This window comes from Streptomyces albospinus, assembly GCF_014648695.1.
GTDB classification, from domain to species: Bacteria; Actinomycetota; Actinomycetes; order Streptomycetales; family Streptomycetaceae; genus Streptomyces; species Streptomyces albospinus.
Window position 1 is genome coordinate 66,350 of the sequence record NZ_BMRP01000020.1, and the last position, 22,648, is coordinate 88,997.

Annotated in this window: 21 protein-coding genes and 1 pseudogene; 5 read left to right on the forward strand and 17 right to left on the reverse strand. The window is 68.1% G+C overall.

Annotation, left to right across the window (positions count from 1 at the left end):
* The first annotated feature begins 118 nt into the window (after positions 1-118).
* The 3 genes from IEZ17_RS25465 (at position 119) to IEZ17_RS25475 (ending at position 2,825) form a co-directional block, all read left to right on the forward strand.
* Positions 119-1,738, forward strand: coding sequence for an alpha/beta fold hydrolase (locus IEZ17_RS25465; RefSeq protein WP_189303921.1), 1,620 nt, complete (start codon positions 119-121; stop codon positions 1,736-1,738).
* A 95-nt stretch (positions 1,739-1,833) separates the two neighbouring features.
* Positions 1,834-2,289: a pyridoxamine 5'-phosphate oxidase family protein gene (locus IEZ17_RS25470; protein WP_189303923.1), complete on the forward strand. Its 456-nt coding sequence runs from the start codon at positions 1,834-1,836 to the stop codon at positions 2,287-2,289.
* A gap of 56 nt (positions 2,290-2,345) precedes the next feature.
* On the forward strand, positions 2,346-2,825 hold the full coding sequence (locus IEZ17_RS25475; protein WP_189303925.1) for a hypothetical protein: 480 nt from the start codon (positions 2,346-2,348) through the stop codon (positions 2,823-2,825).
* Positions 2,826-2,848: 23 nt separating this feature from the next.
* Here the strand turns inward: IEZ17_RS25475 and IEZ17_RS25480 are convergent, their stop codons facing one another.
* From IEZ17_RS25480 to IEZ17_RS25525, 10 genes and pseudogenes are all read right to left on the reverse strand, one after another.
* Positions 2,849-3,712 (reverse strand): amino acid ABC transporter permease, encoded by an 864-nt coding sequence (locus tag IEZ17_RS25480; RefSeq protein WP_189303927.1) that lies wholly within the window; start codon positions 3,710-3,712, stop codon positions 2,849-2,851.
* Complete coding sequence (locus IEZ17_RS25485; RefSeq protein WP_189303929.1) at positions 3,709-4,353, reverse strand: amino acid ABC transporter permease; 645 nt, start codon at positions 4,351-4,353, stop codon at positions 3,709-3,711. The genes IEZ17_RS25480 and IEZ17_RS25485 overlap by 4 nt, the downstream gene beginning before the upstream one ends.
* A 34-nt stretch (positions 4,354-4,387) precedes the next feature.
* Positions 4,388-5,380 carry a glutamate ABC transporter substrate-binding protein gene (locus IEZ17_RS25490; RefSeq protein WP_189303931.1) on the reverse strand — a complete coding sequence of 331 codons (993 nt, stop codon included), beginning with the start codon at positions 5,378-5,380 and terminating at the stop codon, positions 4,388-4,390.
* A gap of 14 nt (positions 5,381-5,394) precedes the next feature.
* On the reverse strand, positions 5,395-6,138 hold the full coding sequence (locus IEZ17_RS25495; RefSeq protein WP_189303933.1) for an amino acid ABC transporter ATP-binding protein: 744 nt from the start codon (positions 6,136-6,138) through the stop codon (positions 5,395-5,397).
* A gap of 166 nt (positions 6,139-6,304) precedes the next feature.
* On the reverse strand, positions 6,305-6,745 hold the full coding sequence (locus IEZ17_RS25500) for a DUF6278 family protein (protein ID WP_189303935.1): 441 nt from the start codon (positions 6,743-6,745) through the stop codon (positions 6,305-6,307).
* Positions 6,746-6,851: 106 nt separating this feature from the next.
* Positions 6,852-7,631, reverse strand: coding sequence for an exodeoxyribonuclease III (locus IEZ17_RS25505; RefSeq protein ID WP_189303937.1), 780 nt, complete (start codon positions 7,629-7,631; stop codon positions 6,852-6,854).
* Positions 7,632-7,661: 30 nt separating this feature from the next.
* A complete protein-coding gene (locus IEZ17_RS25510; RefSeq protein WP_189303939.1) occupies positions 7,662-8,300 on the reverse strand; it encodes an MBL fold metallo-hydrolase in 639 nt (212 codons plus the stop codon).
* Positions 8,301-8,373: 73 nt separating this feature from the next.
* On the reverse strand, positions 8,374-9,657 hold the full coding sequence (gene pcaDC, locus IEZ17_RS25515; RefSeq protein ID WP_189303941.1) for a bifunctional 3-oxoadipate enol-lactonase/4-carboxymuconolactone decarboxylase PcaDC: 1,284 nt from the start codon (positions 9,655-9,657) through the stop codon (positions 8,374-8,376).
* A gap of 754 nt (positions 9,658-10,411) precedes the next feature.
* Positions 10,412-13,252 carry a helix-turn-helix transcriptional regulator gene (locus IEZ17_RS25520; RefSeq protein WP_189303943.1) on the reverse strand — a complete coding sequence of 947 codons (2,841 nt, stop codon included), beginning with the start codon at positions 13,250-13,252 and terminating at the stop codon, positions 10,412-10,414.
* A gap of 392 nt (positions 13,253-13,644) precedes the next feature.
* Positions 13,645-14,085, reverse strand: a pseudogene (locus IEZ17_RS25525) (ABC transporter permease); the annotation flags it as partial.
* A 196-nt stretch (positions 14,086-14,281) separates the two neighbouring features.
* Between IEZ17_RS25525 and IEZ17_RS25530 the strand changes: the two are divergent.
* The gene (locus tag IEZ17_RS25530; RefSeq protein ID WP_189303947.1) at positions 14,282-15,511 is read left to right on the forward strand and encodes a ricin-type beta-trefoil lectin domain protein; all 1,230 of its coding nucleotides are present in this window, start codon (positions 14,282-14,284) and stop codon (positions 15,509-15,511) included.
* A gap of 222 nt (positions 15,512-15,733) precedes the next feature.
* Here the strand turns inward: IEZ17_RS25530 and IEZ17_RS25535 are convergent, their stop codons facing one another.
* Positions 15,734-15,979, reverse strand: coding sequence for a hypothetical protein (locus IEZ17_RS25535; RefSeq protein ID WP_189303949.1), 246 nt, complete (start codon positions 15,977-15,979; stop codon positions 15,734-15,736).
* A gap of 47 nt (positions 15,980-16,026) precedes the next feature.
* Positions 16,027-16,674 carry an IS3 family transposase gene (locus IEZ17_RS44575; RefSeq protein ID WP_373299929.1) on the reverse strand — a complete coding sequence of 216 codons (648 nt, stop codon included), beginning with the start codon at positions 16,672-16,674 and terminating at the stop codon, positions 16,027-16,029.
* 468 nt (positions 16,675-17,142) lie between these two features.
* Here IEZ17_RS44575 and ilvC point away from each other — a divergent pair, with 468 nt between their 5' ends.
* Positions 17,143-18,141, forward strand: coding sequence for a ketol-acid reductoisomerase (gene ilvC, locus IEZ17_RS25545; RefSeq protein ID WP_189303953.1), 999 nt, complete (start codon positions 17,143-17,145; stop codon positions 18,139-18,141).
* Positions 18,142-18,550: 409 nt separating this feature from the next.
* On the opposite strand, the gene IEZ17_RS44580 is transcribed toward ilvC, so the two are convergent.
* The 5 genes from IEZ17_RS44580 to IEZ17_RS25570 form a co-directional block, all read right to left on the reverse strand.
* Complete coding sequence (locus IEZ17_RS44580; RefSeq protein ID WP_189303955.1) at positions 18,551-18,748, reverse strand: hypothetical protein; 198 nt, start codon at positions 18,746-18,748, stop codon at positions 18,551-18,553.
* The gene (locus tag IEZ17_RS44585) at positions 18,735-19,385 is read right to left on the reverse strand and encodes a hypothetical protein (RefSeq protein ID WP_189303957.1); all 651 of its coding nucleotides are present in this window, start codon (positions 19,383-19,385) and stop codon (positions 18,735-18,737) included. Before IEZ17_RS44585 ends, IEZ17_RS44580 begins: the two co-directional genes overlap by 14 nt.
* 54 nt (positions 19,386-19,439) lie before the next feature.
* Positions 19,440-19,919 (reverse strand): hypothetical protein, encoded by a 480-nt coding sequence (locus tag IEZ17_RS25560; protein ID WP_189303959.1) that lies wholly within the window; start codon positions 19,917-19,919, stop codon positions 19,440-19,442.
* Positions 19,920-20,160: 241 nt separating this feature from the next.
* The gene (locus tag IEZ17_RS25565) at positions 20,161-21,120 is read right to left on the reverse strand and encodes a polysaccharide lyase family 20 protein (RefSeq protein ID WP_189303960.1); all 960 of its coding nucleotides are present in this window, start codon (positions 21,118-21,120) and stop codon (positions 20,161-20,163) included.
* A gap of 708 nt (positions 21,121-21,828) precedes the next feature.
* Positions 21,829-22,572, reverse strand: coding sequence for an alpha/beta fold hydrolase (locus IEZ17_RS25570; RefSeq protein WP_189303962.1), 744 nt, complete (start codon positions 22,570-22,572; stop codon positions 21,829-21,831).
* Positions 22,573-22,648: the final 76 nt, after the last annotated feature.

The following is a 22,648-nucleotide window of genomic DNA, read 5'->3' on the forward strand; positions in this document are numbered from 1 at the left end:
CCGACGGGTTACCTGCGGTAATCGGTGGACCTTACCCTCCAGTCACATCGAGCCGCCGGATGCCCCTCCTGTCCTCGGACAGCGTCCGCGCGGCTCGCATCGAGATCTGGAGCAGAAGATGACGCCCTCCCGCACGACGCTGCGCGCCGCGATCGGCACCGTCTCCGCCGCGGTCCTCGCCGCCACGGTTCTCACCGGCGCACCGGCACACGCCGCCGGAGCCGCGGACTCCCACCACACCGGCGCGCCCGCCTCCCCGGCGACGTCCGCCGCCGCGTTCCCGTCCGTCAGGTTCGTCGACATCAAGGGCGAGGGCGGGATCACGCTCAAGGCGAACGTCTTCACACCGGCCGGCGCCGACGGCACCCGGCGGTACCCGGTCATCGTGCTGCCCACCAGTTGGGCCATGCCGCAGATCGAGTACATGGCGCAGGCCAAGAAGCTGGCCGATGCGGGATATGTCGTGGTCGGCTACAACTCGCGCGGATTCTGGCAGTCGGGCGGGAAAATCGAGACAGCCGGACCGCAGGACATCGCCGACGCCTCCAAGGTGATCGACTGGGCGCTGGCGCACACACCGGCCGATCCGCGGAAGGTCGGCATGGGCGGGGTCTCCTACGGCGCCGGGATCAGCCTGCTGACCTCCGCGTTCGACAAGCGGGTCAAGGCGGTTGCGGCGCTCAGCGGCTGGGGCGATCTGATCGACTCCATCTACACCGGGCGCACCCCGCACCTCCAGGCGGCGGAGGTACTGGGCGGCCTGGGCGATCTGACCGGCCGGCCCAGCCCCGAACTCCAGCGGATCCTCAAGGACTTCCTGAGCGCCGACATGTCCAAGGAGAAGGACATGATCGCGTGGGGGAAGAAGCGCTCGCCGGTCACCTATATCGACAAGATCAACGCCAATGGCGCGGCGATCATGCTCGGCAACGCCTGGGGCGATTCGCTCTTCCCGCCCAACCAATACGCCGCGTTCTACGAGAAGTTGAAGGGCCCCAAGCGGCTCGAATTCCGACCCGGTGACCACGCGACGGCCGAGGGGCTCGGCCTCTTCGGGCTGCCCAACGACACCTGGACCGACACCGAGCGGTGGTTCGACCACTATCTGAAGGGCGCCGACAACGGCATCGACCGCGAGTCGCCGGTGCTCCTCAAGTCCCGTTCCACCGGCGCGTACGAGGGCTACAAGAGCTGGAAGGACGTACCGTCCGCGCACCGCAGGATCGCACTCGACGGCAGTCAGCGCATCCACACCAATCTCGATTCCGGTGCCGACGGCGGGCTGATCTTCCTCTCCAGCATGATGGACCAGTTCCTCAGACTGCCGCCGATGGCGTCGATACCGCTGCTGCCCCGATCCCTGGCCGCCGTATGGCAGTCCGCGCCGTACGAGACCGGGCAGCGGGTCCGCGGGACCACCCGTCTGCACACCACCGTGACCAGCACCGCCGAGAGCGGCACCGCCATCGCCTACCTCTACGACGTGGGCCCGCTCGGCATCGGCAAGCTGGTCACGCACGGCCCGTTCACCTTCCACGGCAAGACCCCGGGCCGGCCGTTCGGCGTGGACCTGGACCTCTTCTCCACGGCGTACGACGTACCGGCCGGGCACCGGCTGGCGGTGGTCGTGGACACCGTCGACCCGCTCTACATCTCGCAGAACCCGATCGGGTCCCGGCTGACGTTCTCCTCCCCGGCGAACGACCCGTCGTATGTGTCGGTGCCGGTGCGCGACTGAACCGGCCCGGCCCGCCCGCGCGCCGGGCCTACGACCGCGGTCCTACGGCCTGCGCCCGAAGCGGCAGGCGGGGAGGCGTCGTTACGCTCCCCACCATGAGGACTCTCCCCCCGGCCCGCGACGCCGGGCAACGCAAAAGGGACGCGCTCCGGCGGCTGGAGTCGGACGAGGACGCCTGGGTCTCGTCCGCCTCCGCCGACGGGGCGCCCACCCTGGTGCCGCTCTCGTTCGTCTGGCACCGCGAGCGCCTGGTGATGGCCACCAAGGGCCGCAACCCCACCGCCCGCAACCTTGCTGCCAACGGGGAGAGTTGGGTGGCGCTGGGGACCACCCGCGATGTGGTGCTCGCCCACTGCACCGCCGAGGTCGTGGCGAGCGATGCGCTGCCGCGGGACGCCTCGGACATGCTCGCGACGAAGCTCGGCTGGGACCCGTGGGGCCGCGAGCGGTGGGTCTACCTGCGGTTCACCCCGCAGCGGCTGCTGGTCTGGCGCGAGGAGAACGAGCTGGCCGACCGGGAGCTGATGCGGGACGGCGGCTGGCTGGTCTGACGCCGCCCGCACCCCGGTCCGAGCCCGGAACCTCCGCATACGGCATGATCACGGCCATGGGACACCGCGACACACCGCCACCCGGCCGCCACCCGCACCTGCCGACGACCGAGGCCGCGGTCACCGCGATCCGGGAACTCGCCGGCGAGTACGGGCGGGAGCTGACCGTCACCGACGACATCGGCGCGGACCGGACCTCGCGGCGTACCTCCGCCGGGGCGTTCACCGTGCTCGACCCGGACGGTTCGCTGCCGCACGAGGCGTTCGTGGAGCTGGACGGGTCCCCCGCCGTCACCGTCCAGCTCTTCCCCGAGGACGACGCGAAGATCACCGTGGACGCGGTGGACTTCGCCGATGTGCCCCGGGACGCGGTACCGGCGTTCCTGCGCGCGGTCTACGGCGACCTGGCGTACGTGAAGAGCCGGTTCTTCCCGCCGGGGCAGTGGCTGGTCGTGCCGCTCCCCGGCGGCGAGACCCACAAGGAACTGATCGGGCACGCCGCGCTCAGCCCGTGGATGGCCCGCCGCTTTCGCTGAAGCGGCCGTCGGGCAGGGCCCGTTCAGCCCCGCGCCCGGTGGTCCCCCGGCAGCGGCGTGCCCGGCTCCGGCGCGGCCACCCCCTCCGTCTCCACCTTGGGATTGCGCCGCTGCCGCTCGGCGACCCAGTGGGCCAGCCAGGACAGCAGCATGCACATCCCGATGTAGACCGGCGAGACGACCATGACGACCGGGATGAACGGCAGGTCGTAATCGAGGTTGGACGCGATGAGCTTGCCGGCGTGCAGGAACTCCTCGTAGGTGATGAGGAAGCCGAGCGAGGTGTCCTTCAGGGCGACCACCAGCTGGGAGATGATCGCCGGGAGCATCGCCCGGACCGCCTGCGGTACCAGGACGTACGTCATGACCTGGGTCTTGCGCAGGCCCAGGGCGTACGCGGCCTCGCCCTGGCCGCGTTCGACGGAGTCGATGCCGGTGCGGAAGACCTCCGCGAGCACCGAGCCGTTGTACAGGGTCAGCCCGGTGACCAGGGCGGTCAGCGGCGCCCTCTTCAGCGCCACGTAGATGAAGAAGATCATCACGAGCACGGGCATGGCGCGGAAGAACTCCACCAGCAGCGTGCACGCCCAGCGGAGGGGCCGGTGCACGGACAGCCGGCCGGCCGCGAGCACCGCGCCCAGCGCCAGCGACAGCACCGCCGCGAGCCCGAAGGCGCGCAGCGTGTTGCCGAGGCCGGCCAGGAGCAGGTACTGGATGCCCTCGTAAGTGAACGGGGTCCACTTCGCCGCGGTGAACTGGTGGGTGCGGAAGAGGAGGGAGAGGATCCAGGCGAGCAGGGCGAGCAGTACGGCCGTCGAGCCGAGCCCGTAGTACCGGTGCCGCCGGCGGGCGCGCGGGCCCGGCAGGTCGTAGAGGGCGGTGGTCATCGGACAACTCCGTAGCGCTGCTCCAGTGCGTGGAAGAGCGCGCTGATGGTCAGGGTCACGAGCAGGTAGCCGACGGCGATCCAGACGAAGGACCAGACGATGCCGTATCCCCTCTCGTTCAGCGGTTTGTAGACGCCGAGGAGCTCGACGACGCTGAACGAGCCGGCGATCGCGGAGTTCTTGGCGAGCGCGATCAGGGTCGAGCCGATGGGCGGGATGACCGACCGGAACGCCTGCGGGAGGACCACCAGGCCGAGCGTCTGCGGGAAGGTCATGCCCAGGCTGCGGGCCGCCTCGCCCTGCCCCGCCGGCACGGTGTTGATGCCGGAGCGCACCACCTCGCAGATGAACGCGGAGGTGTAGCAGCCCAGCGCCAGGACGGCGAAGAGCTGGAAGGGCAGCACCAGTCCGAAGCGCGGCAGGCCCAGCAGCACGGCGAAGAACAGCAGGGTCAGCGGGGTGTTGCGCAGCACCGTCACCCAGACCGTGCCGAAGATCCGCAGCGAGCCGACCGGCGCGACCCGGAACGCGGCCATGGCGAAGCCCAGGACGAGGGCGAGCAGCGAGGCGTAGACGGTGAGTTCGACGGTGCCCAGCAGGCCCTTCCCGTAGAGGGAGAGGTTGTCGAGAAGCACGTTCATCGGTCGGTCCTGGTTCCTCGTGGGGCCGGTGTCCTCAGCCCGCCGGGTAGCGGTCGATCGGGGGCGGCTGCGGCGCGGGCACACCGGACAGGCCCAGCGTGGCGTCGTAGGCGGCTCGCCAGTTGCCGTTCTTCTCGTTGGCTGCGAGCGCGTCGTCCAGCGCGAACCGCAGGGCGTTGTCGCGGCGCGGTACCCCGATGCCGTAGGGCTCCCGGGAGAACGGCTTGCCGGCCACCTTCAGCTGGTCGGGCACCTTGGCGGCATAGCCCAGCAGGATCGCGTCGTCGGTGGTGACCGCGTCGACCTGGTAGGTGAGCAGGTTGTCCACGCAGACCGAGTAGGTGTCGTAGGCGACCAGGACGGCCTTGGGATAGTCGGCCTGGATGCGCTGGTACGCGGTCGAGCCGGCCGCCGAGCAGACGCGTTTGCCGGCCAGGTCCTGCGGGCCGTGGATGTCGTGCTCGTCGCTGCGGACCAGGAGCGACTGGCCCGCCATGTAGTACGGGCCGGCGAAGCCCACCCGCTGCTTGCGTTTGGCGTTGATGGTGTACGAACCGACGTAGAGGTCGATCTGGCCGTTCTGTAGGGCCGTTTCGCGGTTGGCGGAGGCGATGGTGCGGAACGCCACGGAGCGCTGGGGGAAGCCGAGCGCGGCGGCCGACATCCTGGCGATCTCGATGTCGAAGCCGCTGTAGGTGCCGGTCGCGGGGTCCCGTTCGCCGAGGTAGGGCTGGTCCTCCTTGACGCCGATGACGAGCCGGCCGCGGCGCCTGGCGGCCTCCCAGGTCGGGGAGGCGGGCAGCGAGAAGTTCCGGGCCACCGGGTACGTCGGCAGATCGCCGCCCTTGGGGCCCTTGACGGGCGGGCTGCCGGGCCGCCCGCAGCCCACTGCGGCGAGCGCGAGGAGTGCCGTGCCGAGGAAGCAGGCGACGACGGCGCGGAGGGTGGGGGCGGGGCCGGTGGCGCGCGGCGCGGCGGGTGCCGGAGCGGCCGGGCGGTCCGTGGGCGGGGTGGGCGGATGCGGCATCGCGGGCGCCCCGTTCAGTGCTTGAGGATCTTGGAGAGGAAGTCCTTGGCACGTTCGCTGCGGGGCGCGGTGAAGAACTCCTCGGGGGTGCGGTCCTCGACGATCCGGCCGTCGGCCATGAACACCACGCGGTTGGCGGCGGAGCGCGCGAAGCCCATCTCATGGGTGACCACGACCATCGTCATGCCGTCCCGGGCGAGCTGCCGCATGACCTCCAGCACCTCGTTGATCATCTCGGGGTCGAGGGCCGAGGTCGGCTCGTCGAAGAGCAGCGCCTTGGGTTCCATCGCGAGCGCACGGGCGATGGCGACCCGCTGCTGCTGGCCGCCGGAGAGCTGTGCCGGATATTTCTCCGCGTGGGCCGCGAGCCCCACCCGGTCCAGGAGTTCGCGGGCCCGCTGCGCCGCCTCCTCCTTCTTCTTCCTGCGCACCTTGACCGGCGCCAGCATCACATTGGCCAGCACGGTCTTGTGCGCGAAGAGGTTGAACGACTGGAAGACCATGCCGACTTCGGCCCGCAACTCGGCCAGTGCCCGCCCCTCTTCGGGCAGCGGGACGCCGTCCAGCCTGATGGTGCCGGATTCGATGGTCTCCAGACGGTTGATGGCCCGGCACAGCGTCGACTTCCCGGACCCGGAGGGCCCGATGATCACCACCACCTCCCCGCGGCCCACGGTGAGATCGATGTCCTGGAGGACATGCAGTTTCCCGTAGTGCTTGTTGACCCCGCGCAGTTCGATCAGCGCATCAGCGGCCATGGGCAGACCCGCCCCCTGTCATCCGTACAGCGGAGAGCCCGCAACTTACCCGTACGAATGGGGCGATGAGCCACTGACACGCATGGAAGGGACCTATTGCAGCACCGGGTACCGAACCGGGACCACGCCCGCCCGGCCGGGCACCTGCGGGGAGCACGCCGGACGATCAGCCCTCCGCCACCTCGGCGTACACCTGGGACAGTTCGGGCGCGCCGTCATCGGCCCACTCATGGCCGGCCGCCACCACATCGATCTCCCGGCCGGACTCCAGCCGCACCACCGGCTGACCGTCCGGCCACACATGCCAGACGGCGCCGCGCACCGTGCGCACCACGACCGTACCGAGATAGAGCCCCGCGTCATTGCCGAGCCAGGGCAGCACCTCGGGGTCGTCCCGCCACACCGGCTGCAACTGGTCGAGCGCCTCCAACGACCCTACGGAGTCGTCCAGTTCGACCCCCGCGGCGGCTGCCTGATCACGCAGCAGCTCACACTCGGACAGCAGCTCCACCACGCTCTCGGGATCCGCCCGCACCGCCTCCGCCAGCGGCACCGAGCCGGCCTGCTGCGCGCGCTTGAGCCACCTGTCCAGGAAAGACATGTTCATGGTGCGAGGGTCCCACCCGCCCCCGCACCAGGGCCACAGGCGCGCGGCGCGGCGCGCACGCCACCTTGCCGCCCCGCGCGCCTCCCCGGCGGACGGCCGATGCCGCCTAGACGTCCAGATCCACGACCACCGGGGCGTGGTCCGACGCGCCCTTGCCCTTGCGCTCCTCGCGGTCGACATAGGCGTCCGAGACGGCCTTGGCGAACGGCGCGTTGCCGTAGACCAGGTCGATGCGCATGCCCTTGTTCTTGGGGAAGGCGAGCTGGCGGTAGTCCCAGTAGGTGTAGGGCCGGTCGTACTTCAGGGGGCGGGGCACCACATCCGCCAGGCCGGCCTCCCGCAGGGAGGTGAGCGCGGCGCGCTCGGCGGGCGTGACGTGGGTCTGGCCGACGAAGACGGCGGGATCCCAGACGTCCTCGTCCGTCGGCGCGACATTGAAGTCACCGAGGACCGCGAACGGCCGGGCGCCCGCCGCGTCCCCGGCGACGGCCGCCGTCAGCGCCTCGAACCAGCCGAGCTTGTAGACGTAGTGCGCATGGTCGACCTCGCGGCCGTTGGGGACGTAGACCGACCAGACGCGAGCCGGGCCGCAGGTCGCCGAGACGGCGCGCGGCTCCTGCACGCCCTCGTAGTCCGGGCCGCCGGGCAGCCCCGCGACCACGTCCTCAAGGCCCACCTTGGACAGCAGCGCGACGCCGTTCCACCGGCCGCTGGCGTTGACCGCGGCCTCGTAACCGAGCTCGCGCAGCTCGTCGTACGGGAACTGCTCGGCGGAGCACTTGGTCTCCTGGATGCACAGCACGTCCGTGCCGGTGCTCTCCAGCCAGGCCAGCAGCCTCGGGAGGCGGGCGGTGATCGAATTGACGTTCCAGGTCGCGATGCGCATGTCTGCCAACCTACAACCCGGCACCGACAGCTACCCCACGTCGGTGCCGGTGCCGGGGGTGAGCCGGCCGTGGTCCGTTCCGCCCAGCCTGTCGATCAGGGAGTCGTAGACCGGCCGGGCGTGGTCCTGGAGCAGGCTGTCGTGGATGTCGATGGCCCTGCGGGGCGCCACCTCGCGGACGTAGTCGATGATCTCGGCGACCTTGTTCCAGGGGGCGTGGACGGGCAGCAGCAGGGTGTCGACGGTGCGGCCCTCGGGGACGGTGAGCGCGTCGCCGGGGTGGAACACCGAGCCGTCCAGCAGAAAGCCGACATTGGTGATGCGCGGAATGTCCGGGTGGATCACGGCGTGCAGTTGGCCGTGCACCTCCACCTCGAAGCCGGCGGCGGTGAAGGTGTCGCCCTCCCCCACGGTGTGCACGCGCCCGGGGAACGCCGCGGAGATCTGCTCGGCGACGCTCGCCAGGGTCCAGATCTCGGCTCCCGGATTGGCCTCCATGCCCGCCCGGAGCCGGCTCTGGTCGAAGTGGTCCATATGCTCGTGGGTGACCAGGATCGCGTCCGCCCCGACGGCCGCGTCCGCCTCGCTGAAGACACCGGGATCGATGACCAGCGTCCGCCCGTCCTTCGTGATCCGGACACAGGCGTGGGTCTTCTTGGTGAGTTCCATGCGGCCATCTTGCCGCCCGGCCGCCGGGGCGAGCGGCAACCGGCCGTCCCGCCCCGTCCGCCTCACGAGCCCCTCACGCCTCGGGAGTCGTCTCCTCCTGTATGACCTTCCGGGCCACCGCGAAGGCGGAGTTGGCGGCGGGGACGCCGCAGTAGACCGCGGTGTGGAGGAGGACTTCCTTGATCTCCGTCGGGGTGAGGCCGTTGCGGAGGGCGGCGCGGGTGTGCAGCGCGAGCTCCTCGTGGTGGCCGCGGGCGACCAGCGCGGTGAGGGTGATGATGCTGCGGGTGCGGCGGTCGAGGCCGGGGCGGGTCCATGTCTCGCCCCAGGCGTAGCGGGTGATGAAGTCGTGGAAGTCGGCGTTGAAGTCGTCGGTGTCGGCCTCGACGCGGTCCACGTGGGCGTTGCCGAGGACCTCGCGGCGGATCTTGATGCCCTGCTCGTACGTACCGCCGCGGACCTCGGCGGGCCGGCTGAGGCCGGATTCGATGGCGGCCGGGGCCGTCGTCGGCATCGGCGGGGGCGCGATCTGGGGCTTGGGGGCGGCGGCGCCGATGGCGGCCGGGCCGCCGGGGCCCGGCTTGTCGTTCCAGGCGGTGCTGAAGTGGCGGATGAGGAGCTCGGTGACCGCCGCGGGCTGCTCGACGGGGGCCAGGTGCGAGGTGCCGGGGATCAGCGCCAGGCCGGCGTCCGGTATCCCGGCGACCAGGGTGCGGGCGTCGGTGGTCGGGGTGACCTGGTCCTCGGAGCCGACGACGACGAGGGTGGGCACGCCGACCCGGCCCAGGGAGGACCGTACGTCGAAGGCGGCAAGCGCCTCGCAGGCGGCGATGTAGCAGCCGGGGTCGGTGGTCCGCACCATCTGGACGGCCCACTCGACGATGGCGGGCTGGGCGCCGGCGAAGCCCGGGGTGAACCAGTGCTCAGGCGCGGTGCGGGCGATCGGGTCGAGTCCGTTCGTACGGATCACCACGCCGCGCTGGCGCCAGGCATCGGCGGTTCCGTAGCGCGGCGACGACGACACCAGTGCCAGGGAGGTGACCCGGTGCGGGCGGGTGAGGGCCAGCTGTGTGCCGATGGCGCCGCCGATGTTGCACCCGGCGTAGCCGAAGCGCTCGACACCGAGGAGGTCGAGGGTGGCGACCAGCCGGTCGGCCAGTTCCGCGACGGAGGTTGCCGCGTGGGCGGGCGATCCGCCGTGACCGGGCAGGTCGAAGCGGATGATCCGCCACTGGCGGGTCAGCTCGGGGATCTGCCGGTCCCACATGTGCCATGTGGTACCGAGCGACGCGCCCAGCACGAGTACGGGGGCGTCGTCGGGACCGTCGATCCGGTGCTGCAGGGTCTTCTCGCTCACCCGACCACGCTACCGAACTCTCTGACGCGGTCCTGACACCCGGGTCAGGACGAGCCGGCACGAGGACGGCCGGGACGTGGCCGCCGGCCGCACCAGAAGCGGGAAACACGCAGGTCAGAGCTTCATGTCCGAGACGGTGTGGACGACCGGGTGGCCCCAGACCTGGGCCACCCGGACCGCCCTGGGCTCCTCCAGGAGATTCACCGCAACCACAAACCCGACTTCTCTACTGCCTCGGAGCCCACGAATACGGCACCGTCTGCCCGGGGTTCACGACGATTGTCGCGAAGAAGGGTCGCTACCACGCCCGGCGGGAGTGTCAACTTAAATTGACACACCCTGATCCGCACAAGGGGAGCAATCGAGACCGCCGCAGAGGCACTCCAGGCCAGGGGAGCTGCCCGTCACAGGACACCGCATTCATCTGCACACTGATCACTCACGGTGACGAGCGTCTGTTGCCGCCGGTGGCACGCGACGGGCTGTTCCTCCCGTCCGCTGGATGACGAGGAGGGTGGAGCGGTGGTTGGACACACCCAGCGGAAGACGACAACGGCAAGCTCCCGCCTCTGCCCTCTGGGCAGAGGTCGAGGGCAGAGTCCGACGCCCGAGACACAGGCGTCGCAATGACGGTGGCCAGCCGGTGGCCGGACGCCACCGCAGGTGTAGCGCGGCAAAAGGTGGGAATGCGGACGGCCCAGTTGTGCACAGGCGACGGCAGCATCAGTGCCGCCGGACACCGAGCCAGGGGCGATCAGCCCCTTGGGTGTTCATCGCCGGGACCGTGTCGGCGTATGACTTCCGCTGCGAGTTGGACGCGTGAGGTCATGTCGAGTTTCTTGAGGATGTTGGACACGTGCGTGCTGACCGTGCGTCGGGAAATGGTCATGAGGGTGCCTATCTGGGGGTTGGAGTGGCCGTGGGCGACGTGACCGGCGACGATGCGTTCGGTGGTGGTCAGGGCGTCCCAGCCGCAGCGGGCGTCGTCCTGCCGCCTCCGCGGGCTTCGGGTGATGGAGCGGAGGCGGAACAGAGCGCGAGCGCTGTCCCGACTGGCACCCAGGGAGGCGTATATCTCCAGGGCTTGGTTGAGGCGCGCGCTGGCCTCGGCCGGCCGTTGGTTGTGGGCGAGAAGTTCTGCGGCGTCGGTGTACGAGTGTGCCTCGTGCAGGGGACGTGAGGCGGTGCGGTAATGGCCGGCGGCTTCCAGCAGCAGGTGAGGGTCCTGAGCCACGAGCCCTTGGCATCTGTAGACGTCACCGAGGTGATTGGGCGCGTTGCTGTGGTCGGCTCTCCTTTGGGCGGCTGTGGTGACGCGTTGGGCGGTGGTGGTGTCGCCGTGGGCCAGGGCGAGTCGGACGATGTCGGGTGCGAGGAAGCCGAGGATGAGTTGGCCGGGCAGGTGGCCTATGCCCTCGTCGAAGGCGGTTGCGAGTTGGGAGTATGCGTTCTTGGTGTTGTTGCGTGCCTCGTCGAGCCGAACGCTTGCGGAGAGCGGTAGGTACTCGTAGAACCGGGCGATCGATCCGGGATCCTGCGTGGACGCGGTGGCGTCGAGGTGAGTTTGGGCGATGTCGTGTTGGCCGCGGTGGAGCGCGATGAGTGCTGCGATTGCCCGCAGGGGTCGGCTCATCGCATAAGGCTGTGCGAGATCCAGTCCTGCCTCGACGTCCGCCAGGGCGTCGTCCCATCGGCCCGTGTTGAAGGCCAGGAGTGCGCAGGACAGGTGGTACCAGGGAGAGAAGAGACCGCCGATGTGCTCTGTGGTGGCGCGGGCGGCGGCCAGCGTGTGCTGGGCTTCATGGCTTCGGTCCAGTTCTGTGTAGAAGTTGGCCAGGGCCAATTGAAGTCCGAGGTGCTGAGCCGGGTGGACGGAGTGCGGAGGCAGGCGGACTGCCTGCCGAGCCAGCTCCACTGCTTCGGCGCCCGGTGCTTCGAGGAAGCCTTTGGCCGCCAGAATCTGCAATGCGTAAGCCAAGGCATGGGGATCGCCGGCATCTTCAGCGGTGCGCCGGGCGGCCATCGCACGCGCTCCGGCTTGTTGCAGATCGCCCATCGCGAACAGGCACACCGCGCTGAACGCGTGGAACCGGTTCTTGTCGATGGCGGGCAGGCTGGCGCTTGCGCGGGCGGCTCGAGACTCGATCAGCGCCAGGTCAGGCCGGTCGCTGGCGAGGGCGGCCTGAACGATGACCCACCGCATGGCGCATTCCATGCCGGGGTCCTGGGTTCGGGCCAGTACGTGGCGGGCCTCGTCGTCCGCGTCGGCCAAGTGGCCGCAGGACAGGTGGGCTATGACGTGATGCAGCCGCAGATCACCGTAGCGCGGGTCAGCGGGGTCGGCGATGTCCAAGGCTCTATCGAGCAGACGCAGGAGGAGCGCCGGGGAGCGCGTGGTGAGGCGCGGCGCCGACTCCACCAGCCATGCGATCAGGAACTCACCTTGTGGCGCTGCGTAGAGCAGGTGCTCGGCGACGTGTTCCGGGGCGGTGCCCGCGCCCGCGAGCACCTGCGCCGCCTTCAAATGCACCATGGAGCGGACGGGGCCGGTGACCGCGTCGGCCAGGGTGTGCCGGATGAGGTCATGGCGGAAAGCCAGTCGATCGCCGGTGTCTCGCAAGACTCCAGCCGCTTGGGCTTCCGTGATGATGCCTAGCACCTCATGGGGTGGTCTGCCGATGACCGCCCCGAATTCGCCGAGCGTGCAGTTGTCGCCCACCACGGCGGCGACGCGCAAGGCGTGCAGCGCGTCATCACTGAGACAAGCCAGCCGGTGCTTGATCAGCTTGGGCAGTGACGGCGAACACCGCGCGGTGGTCTCCGCGGTCCCACCTCTTGTGTCGATCGCCCCGTCGCGCGCCAATGCGTCGACCAGCTCTCTGAGATACAAGGGGTTTCCTGCTGCCCCCTCGGCCATGCGACGTAGGCGTGGGCCGGGTCGGCCGCCGGACAAGGCCGCCAGCATCTGTGAGACGTCGGGTGGGCTGAGCGGCGTCAGTTCCACAACAGTGTGGTTGCGTACGCCGATGCTGTGGACGAGCTGGTCCACCTCCCTGACCCTGGGCACCGGCCGATAGGCGCCGATGATCAGCAAGGGCAGCTGACGCACCGACGCCATCAATCGCCGCAGCACCAGCAGACTCGCCGGGTCCGCCCACTGCAGGTCATCGAGGATGAGCGCCACTGGTCCTCGCGCGCACAACTCCTCGACCAGACCCAGCATCGCCTCAACCGTCGCCGGGTCCGCCTCGGCTGCATCACCGATTGCGCCCGGTAGCCCGTACCGAACCTCGCCCCGCAGGATCTCGGCAACGCGAGCTCGATGCGGGTCGGTTGGCGCGTCGTCGACCGCCAGGCAGGCCGAGATGACAGCGAACGGATGCTGCCGCTCCACCTCCTGCCCGGTATGACACAGCACCTGCATGCCCAGGCTCTCGGCGTGCGCGGCCATCTGCTCCACCACGGCCGTCTTGCCCACCCCCGCCTCACCGACGACGAACGCACTCTCCCCTTCACCCGCTGCGGAACGGGCCGCCAACCGGGTAAGCGTCGCTGTCTCTTTTTCACGCCCCAGAAGGCGGTTGGGATGCGTCATGCCCTGCACCTCTGTTCTGGTCAGCGAACCAGGGCGACTTCGCCGCCCACCGGAGCGGGCAAATCGAAGGTATCAGGGCTCTGGTGACCTTGAAACATAGCCATTTACGCGTCGGCACCTTCCAAAGTACGGATAGCCAGCCCTGCCGTCACCATTACGCGACCGTGTTACAGATCACATCCGCGCGCGTGTCCAGTGCGGCGCCGCTGCATCCAGGTGCATCCGCGATGTCGGTCCGGTTCAGGCAGTCACGGTTCTGATCGCCCGAACAGGCACGGGTGCGCAAGGGGGGCAGGGCCTATTAGGGCCATAGAGGCCAGCTGGCCCCGAATTCGCCAGCAGCCGTCCCCTCCGAGCTCCGGAGCGAGGCCCCTAAGGGCGCACGGGTGGGATCATTCCGTTTTAATGGCGCCGAGGAGGTCCAGATTCGCCGCCCTCCGTGCGGGCCAGCTCGCCGCCAGTACGCCCAACAGGGCCGCCAGCGGGAGGAAGAGCGCGATCCGCGGCCACGGAACGACCATGACGCACCCCTGAACGTCCGGGGTGATCGCGTCGCCTGCCGCCCAGGCGATGAACAGGCCAAGCACTACGCCGGCCACCGCGCCGAAGAGCGAGATGACCACCGACTCCAGCCGGATCATCCGCTTGACCGCGCCGTGGTCGAGGCCGACCGCGCGGAGCATGCCGATTTCACTGCGCCGCTCGAAGACGGACATGGCCAGGGTGTTGATCACACCGAGCACCGCGATGATCAGGGACATGCCCAGCAGCCCGTACATGATGTTGAGCGTGGTGTCGGTGCGGCCGCCGAAGGCGTCGCGGATGCCCTGCTGCTACACCGGCAGCAGCCGGCGGCCGACGCGTAGCCGGGCAGACATTCCCTGAGATACGTCGGTTGACCGATGTATAGCCCGAAACCGGACCATAACGTGACGGCGGCGCGACTGGCCACGTGAAAGGTGAGGTCCGCGAAGAGCGGCCTGCGTGCTACGTCCGCGCGCGACCACGAAGAGAAACGGGAGACAACTCATGACCGCTGATAGAGCCCCGCGCTACACAGTGCGATCGATAGCCGCACTGAGCGCGCTGTCGCTCTCCGCGCTGCTGGCACTCGCCGCCGAGCCGGCCCACGCGGACAGTTCCACGTGTGGTAGCAACTCCAACACCGGATGCCTCGATATCAGCCTGGCGCACTCTCCGAAGTACATCTTGCAGCTGAACGGAGACGGTTCCTCACACGGCAACGACCTTGTCCTGAAGGGTGGGAGCCCCGCACACAACTGGAACTTCGAGCCAGTCAAGGTGAACGGGGTCATGGACGGAAGCTTCCAGATCCGTAACAACGACCCAGGAAAGGCTGGTTGTGTCGATGTCCAGAACAACGGGCTGACCCTGAACCCCAACTGTAACTCGGCACAGAGCAGTCAGAAGTTCTACGTCCAGCCGTCCGGATCATCCAATGCCTATCTGCTCAGGAGCGTCAGCAACGACGAGTGCGTATCCAGCGCCGCCACCGGAAACCAAATCAACTCCCTCGCAACCACGTTGCAGGGATGCGTTCACAGCGTCAACGGAGCATCTGCATCCGGCAATCAGCCACTGACCATCAGCTCGTCGCAATCCGGTGGCAGTGGTCCGACCCTCGATGATTTGGCGACCTATTACGCGCTGAATCAGTACAACAACCGCTCCGGCGTCATCAGCTCGGCGTCATACACGAAGTCAGACCCGCAGCCCAGCCCCTCTCAGGGGCCTTTCACACTCGTCTCCAACCAAGGTGGAAATTCGAATGAAGGGGCGGTGTGCCAGAACAGCGCCGGAGCTGGCGGCGGGAACTTTTCGTGCAGCATGTCATGGTCACAGTCCACGGCGGACGCCGTCACTGAGTCCGCCGGCCTCAGCCTGACGCTCGGCCCGGGCTCCGTTGTCGACAGCCCGGTGAAGGCCGAGGTCTCCGCCCAACTCGGCTTCTCGAAGACTTCTACCACCACTACGACATCCGGCTCCAGCTACAACCTGACCGTTCCCCCCGGTAGGACCGCTTGGGTAGTTCGTTCTCTGCCCATACAGTCGAGCACTGGAACATGGACCTTCACCAGTGATATCGGGGTGCAGTGGCAGCATCAGGCAACCGTCAACATGCCGATGTCAAGCGTAACGGATCCGGCGTCCGGCAAGACGTACACCGAGATCCTCACTCAATGCGACACCGCATCCACGGATGCCATGTGTACGTCGACCAAGCCCGCTGGCGTCTAGTCAGCGGAATCGCCATAACCGCGTAAGACGAAGCTCGCCTACTCATCTCATAGCTGTGAATCGCGAGGCGACTCACAGCCCTACACGTGGCGATGAGGGCAAGTGTCACTGATGGTCTGATCTAGGCCGTTTACAGCTAGACCGACTTGTCGTTCCCGGCCGCCTCGGGTGACCAAAGCGGCCGGGAACAAACGTTTCGAAAGGGTCGGCATTCCGGATTCATCAAATGTCGCGTGTGGCGGTCTTCGAACTCGCTGAAAGCGCCGCTGTCCTGCGATTTTGATAAGTGTGCACAATGTGTGCGGTATGCGATATGCGGTCCCTGTCGCGACCACTATGGAAGACCATGTCTTTCACGTCGCTGCCGTGGGTGGCGACGGGCATGTGGAAGGCGGCGATGACGATTACGGCGTCGTGGCGTCTGCCCATCGCGTAGCTGAGCAGCCGACAGGAAAACGGATTGATCACGGTGGCCAGGCAGGGCCTGCCCGTCGCCAGTTTCGATCTCTGTCATGTCACCGCACCACACTTGGTCCGGAGCGCCGGCGGTGACGTCGCGGCGGACCAAGTCCGGGGCGGCCGCCTGTCTGCCGGGTCAGGCTCCGGCGCCGGTGGTTCTTCTGGCCGGCCAGGCCGAGTTCGGCCATGAGCTTGGCGACAGTGTTCATCGACACCCGCCGCCCCTCCCGCACGAGCGTGATCCGGATCTTCGGAGGGCTCCAGCTGCCGCCTGCGTCGTGGAAGATGCGTCTGATCTCGTCAGTGAGCCGTCCACGCCGGATCTCGCGGCCGGTCGTCGGCCTGTCGCGCCACGTGGAGAACCAGGACTCGCTCGGTCCTCTGGCTGCTGATGAACGCGGCCAAGGCCGATAGTTCGGACCTTGTGCTGACGTGAGCAGGCTTGCCGCGGGTGGACTGGGGCGGAGGTGTCCTGCCGCGCCGAGGGCGGCGATGGTCCGGGCGCTGGCCCCGGGGACCGCTCCGGGACCGGTCAGAGTAATGCCACCAACCAGGGCGAGAAGGCCAGCGGTGATGTGCGCGGCAGGCGCGACTGCGCTGTGCCACTTGGTCATATACGGCGGGGAGCTGTATCCGGTTCCTGCCGAACTCAGCCGAAAGGCATATACGTCAGATGACCGATGTACAGCTCTAGGCGCCGACATACTGTTTCGCTGCGCGGTGGAATATGAGTCGCATTCGTGGATTGACTGGATGCTCGCAGTGCACCCTCAAACTAGCCCCGGTAAGCCTTTCGAGACGAGACAATAGGACGTTCCCAGATGCGCTGGATAGGGTGAAGTGACACAGCTCCGTGAGCTCAAGAAGCGTTCCGAATAGGCCTGCGGGCACGTAGCGCAGCTCGTCGGATAGTGGTGGCCAACCTGGCAGCGGTGGCTGGGGCCACTTGCCCGGTCGCCGCCCAAGCACATCGCCCGAGGCTAACAGCGGTTAAGGAAATGTGAACCCCTCCGGGGCTATCGCACGCCAGCCGAATACCAGTAGCCCAATGGACTGGACCATCTTCGGCTGGCCCATACGCCGACCGCATGCCTAGATCCTCAAGACCCCTTTCCGCCCACCGGCATACGGTGGGAAACGCAACCCCCACATCAGCTAAGGAGAAATCCCAAGTGACCGAGCTTTTCTACGACGACGACGCCGACCTGTCCATCATCCAGGGCCGCAAGGTCGCGATTCTCGGTTACGGCAGCCAGGGCCACGCCCACGCACTCTCGCTGCGCGACTCCGGTGTGGACGTGCGGGTCGGGCTGCCCGAGGGCTCCCAGTCCCGTGTGAAGGCCGAGGGGCAGGGTCTGCGCGTGGTATCGCCGGCCGAGGCCGCAGCCGAGGCCGACGTCATCATGGTCCTGGTGCCGGACCCGATCCAGGGCAAGGTCTACGAGGAGTCCATCAAGGACAACCTCAAGGATGGCGACGCGCTGTTCTTCGCGCACGGTTTCACCATCCGCTTCGACCTGATCAAGCCCCCGGCGAACGTGGACGTGTGCATGGTCGCTCCCAAGGGCCCGGGCCACCTGGTGCGTCGCCAGTACCAAGAGGGCCGTGGTGTGCCGTGCATCGTCGCGGTCGAGCAGGACGCGAGCGGCAACGCGTTCGCACTGGCGCTGTCGTACGCGATGGGCATCGGCGGCACCCGGGCGGGCGTCATCAAGACCACTTTCACCGAGGAGACCGAGACCGACCTCTTCGGCGAGCAGGCCGTCCTCGCCGGGGGCGTGTCCGCGCTGGTGAAGGCGGGCTTCGAGACCCTGGTCGAGGCGGGCTACCAGCCGGAGATCGCCTACTTCGAGTGCCTGCACGAGCTGAAGCTGGTCGTCGACCTGATGTACGAGGGTGGCCTGGAGAAGATGCGCTGGTCGATCTCGGAGACCGCCGAGTGGGGCGACTACGTCACCGGCCCGCGGATCATCACCGACGCCACCAAGGCCGAGATGAAGAAGGTCCTCGGCGAGATCCAGGACGGCACCTTCGCTCGGAACTGGATCAACGAGTACAACGCGGGTCTGCCCAGGTACAACGAGTACAAGAAGGCTGACAGCGACCACCTGCTGGAGACCACCGGCCGGAAGCTGCGCCAGCTGATGGGCTGGGTGCACGACGAGGTGTGACGCGATCGGCGCGGTTGGGCCAGCGGGCTGCACCAGAAGTACCAGACGTAGGTCTCTAGTTATTCTCGGTGTTGGGCTGAGCGATCTTGGTGAGGTGGCTGGCGAGGGAGTTCAGGATCTCGTCGGCGGTTTTGGTTCAAGCGGAGGGTCTGGGGTTCTCGTTCCAGGCGTCGATCCGTGCCTTGATGTCGTCCTCCGGTGCCTTGACGGAGGTGTGGACACCGCGTCGGATGAGCTTGTCCGTTAGCAGGCCGAACCAGCGCTCGACCTGGTTGACCCAGGATGAGCTGGTGGGGTGCCTCCAGGGCCCGGGGGGAGTCCTGATCGTCCGGTTTGATCATGGGATTCCGTGGAGGGCCAGGACTGTTCCGGGTTGGGTGTGAGCACGTCGGCCGCTGGCGATGTTGGCTCAGCCGGTCCGGTGGAGCGTGGCACGGGCGAGGTCACGCAGCGCGCCCATGACCGCGGGGGTGTGGTGGCGACGGACCTGGCTGGCGTCCTCGCTGAAGGTGACGTCCTTGGTCCAGTGGACGGTGTTCTCGGTGATCCAACGACTGCGAACGAGCCTGGTCGACGCCGCGGACGTCACCAGCTCACCAAGCAGCACCGACAACCTGGCCCACTGGTGGCAGTGTTCGACCACCCCGCAGCACCTGCCCGTCTACCGATTGCTCTTCGAGATCTACGCGCAAGCGGTGCGGCAGCCGGAACGCTACGGGCGCTACCTTCAGCAGGTCGTCCACGACTCCCTGAAACTGATGGAGAATCTGGTCAAGGCAGAGGGATGCCCTCCCGCACGGGCTCACCTCGTGGCCTCGGTGATCGTGGCGCAGGCTCGTGGCCTGCAACTCGATCTGCTCGCCACCGGCGGCCGAGAGCGGGTCGACCGCAGCTTCGCGCTCTGCCTCGACATGCTCACCGTGCTCAAACACACCTGGCACCAGTAGCCCACGTCCACCACCGGTTCGAGCCACTGACGCCGGCGCCGCGAGCCAGCGGCGCACGGTGGAGGCGGAGACGCCGTTGCCGCCCGCCATGTGGGAAAGCGGCTGGTCGTGGCGGAGGACCGCGAGGACGATCAGGGCGATCCGTCCGGGCAGGAGCTTGCGCCGGCGGGAGCGGATCTTCTTCAGGTGGCCGCGGATGAGGCCGGCGAGCATGTCCAGGGTGGTGCTCGACAGCGGCAGGCGGCACTGGTAGACAAGGCCGTCAGTGCCCTTGGCGGGCCGGGAGTTCTTCGACATGAACGCCCCAACACCCGCCGGGGTCCTGTCTGTTACGCCACGATTCGGCCAGACTCACGTTCGTAGCGAAGGCAGCGGTACATATCGGCCCGCCGGGGTGCGATGCAGCCAGCCCCGCTCGGCCAGCCGCTTCAGCTTCGCGCGCACCGACTCCACCTGACCGGGCAGTGTCCCCTTGCCCAGGGACTCGCTGACCTGACCGGCCTTGACCGTCTCCGCGGCCCGAGCCACCACCTCGACCACCGCCCGGTAGTCCGCGGGCAGATGGTCGGTGCCCATGCCGTCCTCGCGCAACGGAACCAGCAGCATCCCACCCGCCCCGGGCGCCGCGGTGACGCGCTCCAGCTCCGCGTCCATCACCGGATCGTCCGCCTCGCCGAACCGCTCAGCCTCGATGAACTGGCCGATCACCACTTCCGCGACCTCCAGCCGAGCCACCTCCGCCTCGGTCTCCGCCGGCTCCTTGCGCGGCTGTTCGGCATGCTCGACCAACACCATCCGCCGCTGCATCACCCAGGTCAGCGCCTCGGCCACCGGTCAGCCCTCCCGCCCGCGAACTTCTCATGCTCAGCGGACAGCAGACGACACCGATCGCCGCGGTGCTTGTTTCCGGCAAACCGGCCCATGGCCGACGATCACCTGCTATCGATCACAACCCCGACCAGCACCGTGACCTGCAACTTCAAGATGAAACGGCCTCATTGGATACGCCACTGCCCTGATACCTCTGCTTGATCTACGGCTGGCTGTTGGTCCGATGCACAGGTTCTGGAGGTCAGTGGGGGGCGACGTCCTTGTAGCTCGCCGAGCCTTGCGCGGTGCGGATGGCGTCGTCGTAGACGGTGATCGGCTTGGTAGCGGCGGTGTCCTGGCGGTACTTGGCTGCGTTGAACGACTTCCATTCTGGGTGATAGATGCCGATCTTGAAGTAGGGGCCCTGCTTGTTGTTGTACTCGTCCGGACCGGTGTAGTTGACCTTCTGGTGCCCGTCCTGCCACAGCTGCACCAGCCCGTCACTGTTGTGGGACCACTTGGCGTGCAGCACGAAGTTGACCCACACGCCCTTCTTGATGGACCCCAGATTGAAGGTCCGTGTGCCCTTACCAGCCCCCTTGAAGTCCGGGCCCTGCGTGTTCCAGTGCATCTTCAGCCGCCACTGGTTTCCTTGGACGGACAAGGCGACAGGTGGCTGGCCCGTTCCGTCACCCGCGGTCCTTGCGGTGTCGACGATGGCGTGCCATTGGGCGAGGATGTTGCCTTGCGGGTCGTTCTGCCAGGTGGGGGGCAGGTAGATGCTGAAGCCGTACCAGTCCTCCGAGCCCATCGGCACGGGCGGTCGGGCGACCTCCGAGCGGAAGCTGCCCAGTTGATGGGGGACCGTGGCCTGCAGTGCGTAGTGGCCGTCCCGGGTCGGCGAGGAGACGCGCTGGAGCAACCCGCCCGGCTGCTGTTCCATCTGTGTCAGGGACAGCTTGCGTCGGCTGTCGGTGCTGTCGTTGACGGCGGTCTTCCAACCGTTGTCAGCTTGCTGCTCGAACCCGTCGTAGAAGACCCCCGAACCTTGCGTCGAGCCCTTCGAACCGCCTTCCGCCGGGGTGCCTGCGGCCGTGGCGGAGGAGGAAGCGTTGGCATGGGCGCCGGAGCCGGCGTCCTTCCCCGTGCACGCCGACGCGGTCAACCCCACGGCCAGGGCCAGGGTCACCGACCAGACGCGGCTCTTCGTCGAGATCATCATTCGCCTTCCTGTCATTGATTTCATTGGGTGCCTCCCATGCGGGCCTGTTGCCTCACGGCCCGTTTCGGGGGGCCGACGCGAGGGCGATCACCGGCGACGCGCACGTGTCACGCCGGCGGCCATCGCGGCTGAAGGAGACCCAGCTGATGCCTCCGGCACGTCGGCGGGAGGGTGAGACCAGGCTGTGGATTCAAGGCGCCTGGCTGAATGCGGCGCACGGCCATGGTCGCCGACGGCGGTGATAGGCCGGTCGTACACGTCATGGATGCAGTGTTCCGGCGGAAACCTGAACGTACCCTGACCAGCCGACCGGGCCCGCCCCGCGGGGCCTTGCGGAAAGCGTTGGTGAACACTCTGCGTGAGAACTCCCCTGCGCCTAACAAGGTCGGGGAGCGCCGCTGAGGGCGGTCCCCGACAGGGGAGCGGTGGTTCCGTGACGTACTGGGATCAGGTCGCGTGAAGCACGACTGTGGGATGGAGGCGGGAAGCCCGGACCGCCGGATGGACCGCGTCCGCGCGGTCGCACGTGCCCGTGTTGCCCGACTGCGCGTGTGAGGGGCCCGCCCGCACGGTCCCGGTGCGTGCCCACCTCGACGCGCCTGCTCCGGCCAGGCGTTGATGGGTTGGATGCATGCCATGGAGATCGCGGCAAGGCGGATGCGGTGCAGAACATCGCGCAGTGCCTGCGCACGAGCGCGAATTTGCCTGTCAGCGTGCGGAAGAGACGACTTCGTCGAGGGTGTCGGCGAGTTCGACGGGCCTGGACAACATGGGCCAGTGCCCCGTGGGCAGATGGAAGTGCCGCCACGGTGATTGGTCGAGGAAAGCCAGCGTCGGCACCGCGGCATCCAGCAGAGCCTTGGCATCGTTGCAGGCGACCACCACGCGGTCCAGGTCGGGACCGAACTCAGCAGGACTGGCGAGCCGCTGCTCGAAGGTGCGGAACGGCTGGGGCGTGGCACGGGTGCGCAGGAGGTCGCGCTGGGCCTGGTCGAGCCCTTCGATGCTGCTCAATGCGCCGAGAAGCTCGAACGGCGGCAACGGGAGCCGCCATCCGCCTCCGTGCTCGGCAACCTGCTCGCGCAGCTGGTCGACGACATCTTCCGGCATGACATCGAGCAGGCGCATGCCCTCGGCGAAGGGAGCGCTGTCGAGATAGACCAGGCGCTCCAGCCGCGGCCCGAGGCGGTCCGCAGCGCCCGTGACGGGGACCGCCGCGTAGCTGTGCGCCACGAGGGTGACGTCCCGCAGGTCCTGTTCCATGACGAACGCGGTGATGTCGTTGATGTGAGTGTCCAGGCTCACCTCCGGGGTGGCGTCGCCGGATCGTTCGCCCAGGCCGGTCAGCGTCACCGGCAGCGCCGCGTGGCCTCGCTCGCTCAGCGCACGAGCGGTTTCCTCCCATGCCCAGGCTCCGAGCCAGGCGCCGGGGACGAGTATGAAGGTAGACATGCGGATTCTCCTTGGATTTCATGGGTTGAGGCGAGAGTAGAGTCCATACAGGACAGTTTCCGCCCTGAAACCATGA

Excerpts from the sequence above, each read along its gene's own strand:
- IEZ17_RS25510 (WP_189303939.1), bottom strand. The coding sequence starts at position 8,300 with ATGGAACTCACCAAGAAGACCCACGCCTGTGTCCGGATCACGAAGGAC.
- IEZ17_RS25465 (WP_189303921.1), top strand. The coding sequence starts at position 119 with ATGACGCCCTCCCGCACGACGCTGCGCGCCGCGATCGGCACCGTCTCC.
- IEZ17_RS25485 (WP_189303929.1), bottom strand. The coding sequence starts at position 4,353 with ATGAACGTGCTTCTCGACAACCTCTCCCTCTACGGGAAGGGCCTGCTG.
- IEZ17_RS25500 (WP_189303935.1), bottom strand. The coding sequence starts at position 6,745 with ATGAACATGTCTTTCCTGGACAGGTGGCTCAAGCGCGCGCAGCAGGCC.
- IEZ17_RS25495 (WP_189303933.1), bottom strand. The coding sequence starts at position 6,138 with ATGGCCGCTGATGCGCTGATCGAACTGCGCGGGGTCAACAAGCACTAC.
- IEZ17_RS44575 (WP_373299929.1), bottom strand. The coding sequence starts at position 16,674 with ATGTCGGCGCCTAGAGCTGTACATCGGTCATCTGACGTATATGCCTTT.
- IEZ17_RS25530 (WP_189303947.1), top strand. The coding sequence starts at position 14,282 with ATGACCGCTGATAGAGCCCCGCGCTACACAGTGCGATCGATAGCCGCA.
- IEZ17_RS25490 (WP_189303931.1), bottom strand. The coding sequence starts at position 5,380 with ATGCCGCATCCGCCCACCCCGCCCACGGACCGCCCGGCCGCTCCGGCA.
- IEZ17_RS25570 (WP_189303962.1), bottom strand. The coding sequence starts at position 22,572 with ATGTCTACCTTCATACTCGTCCCCGGCGCCTGGCTCGGAGCCTGGGCA.
- IEZ17_RS25520 (WP_189303943.1), bottom strand. The coding sequence starts at position 13,252 with ATGACGCATCCCAACCGCCTTCTGGGGCGTGAAAAAGAGACAGCGACG.
- IEZ17_RS25505 (WP_189303937.1), bottom strand. The coding sequence starts at position 7,631 with ATGCGCATCGCGACCTGGAACGTCAATTCGATCACCGCCCGCCTCCCG.
- IEZ17_RS25475 (WP_189303925.1), top strand. The coding sequence starts at position 2,346 with ATGGGACACCGCGACACACCGCCACCCGGCCGCCACCCGCACCTGCCG.
- IEZ17_RS25470 (WP_189303923.1), top strand. The coding sequence starts at position 1,834 with ATGAGGACTCTCCCCCCGGCCCGCGACGCCGGGCAACGCAAAAGGGAC.
- IEZ17_RS25565 (WP_189303960.1), bottom strand. The coding sequence starts at position 21,120 with ATGATGATCTCGACGAAGAGCCGCGTCTGGTCGGTGACCCTGGCCCTG.
- IEZ17_RS44585 (WP_189303957.1), bottom strand. The coding sequence starts at position 19,385 with ATGTCGAAGAACTCCCGGCCCGCCAAGGGCACTGACGGCCTTGTCTAC.
- IEZ17_RS25480 (WP_189303927.1), bottom strand. The coding sequence starts at position 3,712 with ATGACCACCGCCCTCTACGACCTGCCGGGCCCGCGCGCCCGCCGGCGG.